This window comes from Clostridioides sp. ZZV15-6598 (assembly GCF_020657705.1).
GTDB classification, from domain to species: Bacteria; Bacillota; Clostridia; order Peptostreptococcales; family Peptostreptococcaceae; genus Clostridioides; species Clostridioides difficile_F.
Genome location: NZ_JAGWCS010000156.1, coordinates 1 through 8,110, shown reverse-complemented (window position 1 = coordinate 8,110; position 8,110 = coordinate 1). Strand labels below are relative to the sequence as shown.

The window sequence follows — 8,110 nt, the reverse complement described above, 5'->3', positions numbered from 1 at the left end:
AAACAGAAGACAGACAACGAACCCAACATCGACCCCGCCCCCCCCCCCCCCCCCCCACCCCCCCCCCACAAAACCCCAAAAGCACCCAACCCCCCGTCCCCCTCCCCCCCCCCTCTATCACTGTCCCCTTTCCTCTCCTCTTCCTCTTTCTATACATTTCCACCGCCAATCACTATTATAAAATTTTGTATAAATATATAAATTTTTATGTTTATTTAATCTACTTTTTAGTACTTGATAAATTATAAAAAATACTGATAATGATAGTTTACTAACTATCATTATCAGTATCTTTTTACCATTTATAAACATAATTAAAATTCACTTTCTAAGTGGGATAGATTTAATTAATGAAAATAAAGTTAATTTTTATAGGTATTATCTTTTCAATATGTACTTACTATATAATTCTATTATTTATTTTCACTTTCAAGTTTTAATAAATAATCCTTTGTTTTTATTCCCCCCAAATAACCTCTTAAACTTCCATTAGAACCAATAAGTCTATGGCAAGGTATAAAAATAGAAATAGGATTTTTACTATTGGCTAATCCCACTGCTCTATATGATTTAGGTCTATTAATTGTATTCGCTAATTCTAGATAGGTTCTTGTTTCTCCATATGGAATTTTACAAAGTTCACACCACACTTGTTTACTAAACTCACTTCCCGATGGATGTAATGGTAAATCAAATTGTTTTCTATCACCATTTAGATATTCACTTAGTTGTTTATTTGCATCTTTTATAATTTCAGTCTCTTTGACTGTATATTCTTCACAAGATAGTTCTTGTACCCCAAAGAATAAATCTGTAATGTAATTATTTTCTTCTGATATTCCTATTTTCCCAATTTCAGTTTCATAGTAAAATATATTTTTCATTGAACACTATATCCTTCCACATTTATTATTTTCTTCAGTTATATTAATAGTTTTACTTATTTATATCATATATTTTATCAACTTTTACAAAAAAAAACTTTACTACTCTTAAAATATTTGTTTTATATAAAATCATTTAATAATCCTATATTACATAAATAAATAATAAAAATAATTATATTTGCCTTATAAAAACCATAAATCTATAAATTAATTAACACTAATCAACAAGAAAGTCAGTAGAGCATAATGTATCAAACTACACATTTTGCTCTACTGACTTTTATTACTTAACTAAAACTTCAATATTTTCATCTTGACCATCTATAATTATAGTACATCCATTATATATATCTCCAGCAATAAGTTTTCTTGCAATTATAGTTTCTAATGTATTTCCTATATATCTCTTAAGAGGTCTTGCACCATACACAGGGTCATAACCTTCTCTTACCATAACATCCTTAGCTGAATCTGTAACTTCAATAGAAATATCTTTTTCTTTTAATCTATTTTTTAAATCTTCCATAAATATGTCTATAATTTGCTTAATATTATCTTGGTCTAAAGGTTTAAACATTATAATATCATCTACTCTATTTAGAAATTCAGGTTTAAATCTATGCTTCATCTCATTCATTACAAGACTATTGGTAGTATCTGTTATGTTTCCATCTGCTTCTAATAAATAATTACTTCCTATATTAGAAGTCATTATTATAAGAGTATTTTTGAAGTCTACAGTCTTACCTTTATTATCAGTAAGTCTACCATCATCTAATATTTGTAAAAACATATTAAATACATCTTCATGTGCCTTTTCTATTTCATCAAATAATATTACAGAATAAGGCGCACGTCTAACTGCTTCTGTAAGTTGTCCCCCTTCTTCATATCCCACATATCCTGGAGGAGGTCCTACTAATCTTGATACAGCATGTTTTTCCATATATTCAGACATGTCAATTCTAATTATATTATCTTCACTATCAAATAAATTTCTAGCAAGAGTTTTTGCAAGTTCAGTTTTTCCAACTCCTGTAGGTCCTAAGAATATAAATGAACCAATTGGCTTTCTTTCATCTTTTAGGCCAGCTCTTGCTCGTATTACTGCATTTGAAACAGCTGTAACTGCTTCATTCTGTCCAATAACTCTCTTATGAAGCTCCTCTTCTAGCTTAAGTAGTTTTTCTCTTTCACCCTCAACTAATTTAGTTACTGGTATTCCTGTCCATTTTGATACAATATTAGATATTTCTTCTTCTGTAACTTCTTCTTTTAAAAGTGAATTTTCGGAACCATCGTTCATACTTTCCTCATATTTCTTTATTTGCTCTTCTAATTTAGGTATTTCACCATATTTAACTTCTGCTGCTTTGTTAAAGTCATATTCTCTTTCATATTTTTCAGCTTTCCCTTTAGCTTCATCTAATTGAGATTTTAAATTTTTAATATCTAATATTTGACTCTTCTCTTTTTCATATTTAGCAGTCATTTCATCATTTTTAGATTTCAGTTCTGCTATTTCCTTTTGAATATCTTCTAGTCTTGACTTGCTCTTATCATCATTTTCTTTGAGTAAAGCTTCTCTCTCAGTTTCTAGTGTAAATAATTTTCTTCTAACCACATCTAATTCTGTTGGTAATGAATCTATTTCACTACGAATCATAGCTCCAGCTTCATCTATCAAATCAATTGCTTTATCTGGTAAAAATCTATCTTGTATATATCTATGGGAAAGTTTTGCTGCTGCTACAATAGCATTATCATGAATTCTTACTCCATGATGTATCTCAAATCTTTCTTTAAGTCCTCTAAGTATAGATATTGTATCTTCAACAGTAGGTTCTTCTGCAATTACAGGTTGGAAACGTCTTTCAAGTGCTTTATCTTTTTCTATATATTTTCTGTATTCATCAAAAGTAGTTGCACCAATGCAATTTAACTCTCCTCTTGCAAGCATAGGCTTAATCAGGTTACCTGCATCCATTGAACCTTCTGTTTTACCAGCTCCAACTATAGTATGAATCTCATCTATAAATAGAATTATTTTTCCATCAGAACTTTGAACTTCTTTTAAGACAGCCTTTAATCTTTCTTCAAATTCTCCTCTGTATTTTGCACCAGCAATCAATGCTCCCATATCAAGAGAGAATACGATTTTATCTTTTAGCCCTTCTGGTACATCTCCTCTTACTATTCTCTCTGCTAAACCTTCAACTATCGCAGTTTTACCTACACCTGGTTCACCAATTAATACAGGGTTATTTTTTGTTCTTCTTGATAAAATTCTTATAATTCTTCTTATCTCTTCATCTCTTCCAATTACAGGGTCTAACTTATTTTTCTTTGCTAAATCTACTAAATTTGTTCCATATCTAGCAAGTGCATCGTATGTTCCTTCTGGATCTTGTGTTTCTACCCTTTGACTTCCCCTAACTTGTGACAAAACATTTAAAAAGTCATTTTTATTTATATTATATTGTTTCAATATTTTACCAACGACTGATTTTGATTCTGTTTCCATCATTGCAAGCATAACATGTTCAACACTTATATATGAATCTTTAAATTCTTTAGAAATACTTTCTGCTTTTATAAGTACTTCATTTATTTTTCTAGTAGCTGACACGCCTTGCGAATCTGCCCCTTCTCCATATACTTTTGGAAGTTTATCCATTTCAAAGTTTACAGTATTTCTTAAAGAATCTATTGATATATTCATCTTTTCTATTATGTTTGGTATTAATCCATCTTCTTGGTTAATAAGTGCTGAAAAAAGATGAATTACATCTACTTGTTGGTTATGATTTTTTACTGCTTCATTATAAGCCTCATTTAAACTTTTTTGAACTCTTAAAGTCATTTTTTCTACGTCCATATAAATCCCTCCATTTTAATATTATATCCAAATAAATTAAATTCTCTCATTTATGATTATTGATTTTCTAAGCTCTAAAAGACTATCAAGCAAATTTTCATTTTTTTGTATATCAAAGCTTAATGTTAGATTAAAGGTTCCATCTGAATTAAAAAAATCAAATACTTCTTTTGATTTTGCCCTTAAATATAAGTCTTCATCTATAAGTCTTTTTTCACCTATTAATAAATACTGACATTTATCTATAAAACTCTTTCTAAAATCAATAGTATATAGATTTTCTAAAAGATTATATTGGTAAATGGCAATATTATTAAACACTTTTAATATATTTGAATTTACAAAATTGTAAATTTGATTATCGTTATACAGTGATATTTGTTCGTATATATACTCTCTAAATAAAGGATGTATGTTTTGTCTAAGTTTCAAAGTAACTTCGGCTGGTATTTCAAAATACAACTTCCAGTATTTAGAATTATTTTTTTCTAATATAAATGCTACTTTGTTTAAACTAGTTGGGCTAATCTCTTTTAATGTACATTCAAAATTGTAATATCTCAAACTAGTTTCTTCATTTTCAAATACATAATCAAACCACTGTAGAACATTTCTATCAAGTTTTAAACTCATATAAAAACCTTCTTCCTTATTTACTAACCTTATTAGGTCTTTTTATCTGATTATATTCTTCTAATAAATTTTCTTTATCAGCTCTATTTCCCTTATATGCTATATGTGGATTTATCATATACTCACCATTCTTTACTCTCTGCAAAAAATCTAATTTTTTTAGTTCTGTAAACAATGAAGATAAGGAAGTCTTTGGATATTCAAATTCACAAGATAATTCATGTAGTGTTTTTCTAATCTTATTATTTTTATCCATGGAATTTATTAATTTTATTGGAATTAAATCTCTCTTAGTATACATTCCTTCTGCCACTTTGATATAATTTTTAAAGCAAACATTCATATATTTACTTTTATCCATAACCAAATTTCTACTCTCTGTGTATTCTTGATTTAAATCTTTTTTTAATGCCTTATCTAAATTAAATATCTCTTCTCACTCTCCTTATCTCTAATTGATAATATAAATATATTACAAAAAAATATGTATGTCAAAAACAAAAACAACAAAAGTTTATCTATAGAGTAAACTTTTATTTAGCTATAAGCTAAACTTTACTTTTTCTTAAAATTAGCGTTTTCAATTTATTGGCAAGATTTTTGAATAATATTTGTAAATTTTTTTAAAAAATTTTAATAGGCTTAATAAAATAATTTTTTCTATAAAGCGAAACTATTAAATGCATAATATTTCCAATTATTTTTTTGTGTGTTTACTTGACATAGCATATATATATATATAATGTATATATACTATATATACAATTTAAGGAGGTGTCTAATTGAATATAGTTATTAGTAATTCAAGTGGCAAGCCAATATACGAACAAATTACTACACAAATTAAAAGTATGATTATAAGTGGAGAGTTACCAGAAGGTACTGCTCTTCCAAGTATGAGATTATTAGCAAAAGAACTTAGAATAAGTGTAATTACTACAAAACGAGCATATAGCGATTTAGAGCATGATGGATTTATTGAAACAGTTACTGGCAAAGGTAGTTTCGTATCTGGCAAAAACATGGATTTTGTTAAAGAAGAACAACTTCGTTTAATCGAAGAATACCTACAAAAAGCAGTTGATACAGCTCAAAGTAGTGGCATTACATATGATGAGTTAAAGGATATTTTACTTTTATTATATAAGGGAGAATGATAATTATGGACGCAATAACTATAAAAAACCTAAACAAAGCTTACAAAAATTTTGCATTACAAGATGTATCTTTTTCAGTACCAAAAGGCTCTATAATGGGATTTGTAGGTGAAAATGGTGCAGGAAAAACTACTACACTAAAATCAATTTTAAATTTAATATCTTATGATAGTGGAAATATCGAAATCTTTGGTCTTGATAACATAAAAAATGAAAAAGAAATTAAAGAACAAATTGGTGTGGTATTTGAAGGAAGCAACTTTCATGAGAATTTAAATACAAATAATATCTCAAAAATTATGAGCCATATCTATAAAAACTGGGATGACATACTATTTAAAGAATACTTAAAAAAATTAAGAGTTCCAAATAATAAACTAATTAAAGAATTTTCAAAAGGTAATAAAATGAAACTTAGCATTGCTGTAGCTTTATCTCATAAACCAAAGTTATTAATATTAGATGAAGCAACTAGTTCACTTGACCCTATTGTGAGAGAAGAAATATTGGATATATTCTTAGATTTCATACAAGATGAAGAACATTCTATTATTTTATCTTCACACATTACAAGTGATTTGGATAAAATAGCAGATTATATTACATTTATACATAAGGGGAAAATTGTATTTAGCGAAAGCAAAGATGAATTAATCGATACTATGGGTATCTTAAAATGTAATTCTAATGATTTTGCTAAACTTACAAATGAAGATTATTCATATTATCGTAAAAGCCAGTTTGGATATGAAGTACTACTTAAAGACAAGTACAAATTTATTACAAAACATCCAAATCTTATAGTTGATAATACATCAATTGAAGAAATTATGTTATTTTATGTGAGAGGTGATAAATAATGAAGGGACTAATTTTAAAAGACTTACTTAATTTAAAAAGCAATATAAAAATTATGATTTTATTTATGATTGTATTTGGATATATATCTTCTGTTGGAGATGGAAGTAGTAGTAGCTTTATGGGTGTTATTATAGTTTTATGTACAACAATGATTGTTTCAACATTTTCATACGATGATTTAAATAAATGGGATAGTTATGTACTTACAATGCCTATCAAACGTAATACTATTGTATTAAGTAAATATTTAACTATGCTAATATTTAGCTTTATAGGTGTAATTTTTTCACTTATCATTAGTATTGTTATTGGATATTTTAAAAATACACTTGTCTTAGATGAAACTTTAATTATTACAGGATTAATTTTATCAATTTCAGTATGTTTTGCTAGCCTTATTTTACCACTTATTTATAAATTTGGCACAGAAAAGGCTCGTTTATTAATGATTGCATGTTTTTTACTTCCTACTGCTGCAATATTAGGATTTAAAAGTATTTTGGAAAGATTTAATTCAAGTATTTCTATTGAGATTATACTTAATACTTTAGTTTATTGTCTTCCATTTATCGCTATTTTATTATTTGTAATTTCATATTTTATTTCTACAAAAATTTATTGTAAAAAAGAAGTGTAAAAGACATTAACACCAGTTTTTATATTTAAATAATTTTATAAAATTATAAAAATACTATCATAGTAAAAGTGATAGTATTTTTGTTTTTTATTATTTTATTCCTACTAGGATTTTTATTTATTATTTATTCAATAACATCCTAGTATTTCCCAAGTATATCTCATTACCTTTAATTCTGCTTTTGTTAACTTACTAATTTTAATTACATATTCCCACCTATTGCCAACTTATCTATAGATAAATTCTATCTCAATAAAGTTTTACAAACAAGAAAATTGAGATAAATAACATTTTCAATTTATACCATATAATGCTTTTAAGTTCTTATAGCACGCTTCTAAAAAGTCTAACTTTTTTACGTATATATTTATTTGTAGTAATAATATAACACATTGTTTTTCTACTTTTGCTATATTTTAGTATCTTTTCTTAAAATGTAATATTCTTTGTTATCTATTATTATTTTATAATGAGATTGACATTTTACTCTTTTAGGGAAATTATGAAGCTAGCTTCATATGAGGTTAACTTCATATAGAAAGAAGGTATGGAATGAAAACAAAAGTGCGAGAATTTCGAACAAGGATGGTTTTGACACAACAACAACTTGCTGATTTAGTTATTTACTGCATTTTAAAAGAACAAAGATTCTTAATTTCATCGTTCCTTTTAATTGCAATAGCAATCTTTAATTTTTGCAATGCTTTTTCAAGAAAGGGCATATTTGAAGAATTGCACAATGATGCAGATGAAAGAGACTTTTGCTTAACAATGAAAACTAGTCATATATTAGTTAAAATTATGAACTATATGTTATGTACCTTTACATTCCTTTTCCTCATCGCCTATAGTGCATGGAAAAATCAATTGCTTTTAGTCATCGCTATAACACTATGTGTCATTGAGATTTTTTTGTTTGTTGCATATTTGCTTATAAATATACTTTTAGAGAAAAAAGAGTAAATACAAGTTTATTAAAAACACAAATTAATGTAACTATTTTAGAGAATAACATAAGATTCCGTTCGTTTTATTATTATAACTTATACTATAGTTT

General features: G+C 26.9%; 8 protein-coding genes. 4 read left to right on the top strand and 4 right to left on the bottom strand.

The genetic code is table 11. The features are described 5' to 3' along the window. Nucleotides 1-413 precede the first annotated feature (413 nt). The 4 genes from KGF50_RS18865 to KGF50_RS18850 all read right to left on the bottom strand — a co-directional run bounded on the left by KGF50_RS18865 (nucleotide 414) and on the right by KGF50_RS18850 (nucleotide 4,759). Nucleotides 414-884 (bottom strand): methylated-DNA--[protein]-cysteine S-methyltransferase, encoded by a 471-nt coding sequence (locus KGF50_RS18865; RefSeq protein WP_227849490.1) that lies wholly within the window; start codon nucleotides 882-884, stop codon nucleotides 414-416. Nucleotides 885-1,170: 286 nt separating this feature from the next. After that, complete coding sequence (clpB, locus tag KGF50_RS18860) at nucleotides 1,171-3,765, bottom strand: ATP-dependent chaperone ClpB (protein ID WP_227849489.1); 2,595 nt, start codon at nucleotides 3,763-3,765, stop codon at nucleotides 1,171-1,173. A gap of 36 nt (nucleotides 3,766-3,801) precedes the next feature. Continuing rightward, a complete protein-coding gene (locus KGF50_RS18855; protein WP_227849488.1) occupies nucleotides 3,802-4,398 on the bottom strand; it encodes a hypothetical protein in 597 nt (198 codons plus the stop codon). A gap of 16 nt (nucleotides 4,399-4,414) precedes the next feature. Continuing rightward, entirely contained in the window at nucleotides 4,415-4,759 is a 345-nt protein-coding gene (locus KGF50_RS18850; protein WP_227849487.1) for a replication/maintenance protein RepL, read from the bottom strand. A 421-nt stretch (nucleotides 4,760-5,180) separates the two neighbouring features. Here KGF50_RS18850 and KGF50_RS18845 point away from each other — a divergent pair, with 421 nt between their 5' ends. From KGF50_RS18845 to KGF50_RS18830, 4 genes are all read left to right on the top strand, one after another. Continuing rightward, entirely contained in the window at nucleotides 5,181-5,555 is a 375-nt protein-coding gene (locus tag KGF50_RS18845; protein ID WP_227827959.1) for a GntR family transcriptional regulator, read from the top strand. Continuing rightward, entirely contained in the window at nucleotides 5,552-6,415 is an 864-nt protein-coding gene (locus KGF50_RS18840; RefSeq protein WP_227849486.1) for an ABC transporter ATP-binding protein, read from the top strand. The genes KGF50_RS18845 and KGF50_RS18840 overlap by 4 nt, the downstream gene beginning before the upstream one ends. After that, nucleotides 6,415-7,053 (top strand): ABC-2 transporter permease, encoded by a 639-nt coding sequence (locus KGF50_RS18835; protein ID WP_227849485.1) that lies wholly within the window; start codon nucleotides 6,415-6,417, stop codon nucleotides 7,051-7,053. The genes KGF50_RS18840 and KGF50_RS18835 overlap by 1 nt, the downstream gene beginning before the upstream one ends. Before the next feature lie 552 nt (nucleotides 7,054-7,605). Next, nucleotides 7,606-8,016 carry a hypothetical protein gene (locus KGF50_RS18830; protein ID WP_227849484.1) on the top strand — a complete coding sequence of 137 codons (411 nt, stop codon included), beginning with the start codon at nucleotides 7,606-7,608 and terminating at the stop codon, nucleotides 8,014-8,016. Nucleotides 8,017-8,110: the final 94 nt, after the last annotated feature.

What these genes read in the sequence shown, in the direction of transcription:
- KGF50_RS18865 (WP_227849490.1), bottom strand. Translation starts at nt 884, where the DNA reads ATGAAAAATATATTTTACTATGAAACTGAAATTGGGAAAATAGGAATA.
- clpB (WP_227849489.1), bottom strand. Translation starts at nt 3,765, where the DNA reads ATGGACGTAGAAAAAATGACTTTAAGAGTTCAAAAAAGTTTAAATGAG.
- KGF50_RS18855 (WP_227849488.1), bottom strand. Translation starts at nt 4,398, where the DNA reads ATGAGTTTAAAACTTGATAGAAATGTTCTACAGTGGTTTGATTATGTA.
- KGF50_RS18850 (WP_227849487.1), bottom strand. Translation starts at nt 4,759, where the DNA reads ATGGATAAAAGTAAATATATGAATGTTTGCTTTAAAAATTATATCAAA.
- KGF50_RS18840 (WP_227849486.1), top strand. Translation starts at nt 5,552, where the DNA reads ATGATAATTATGGACGCAATAACTATAAAAAACCTAAACAAAGCTTAC.
- KGF50_RS18835 (WP_227849485.1), top strand. Translation starts at nt 6,415, where the DNA reads ATGAAGGGACTAATTTTAAAAGACTTACTTAATTTAAAAAGCAATATA.
- KGF50_RS18830 (WP_227849484.1), top strand. Translation starts at nt 7,606, where the DNA reads ATGAAAACAAAAGTGCGAGAATTTCGAACAAGGATGGTTTTGACACAA.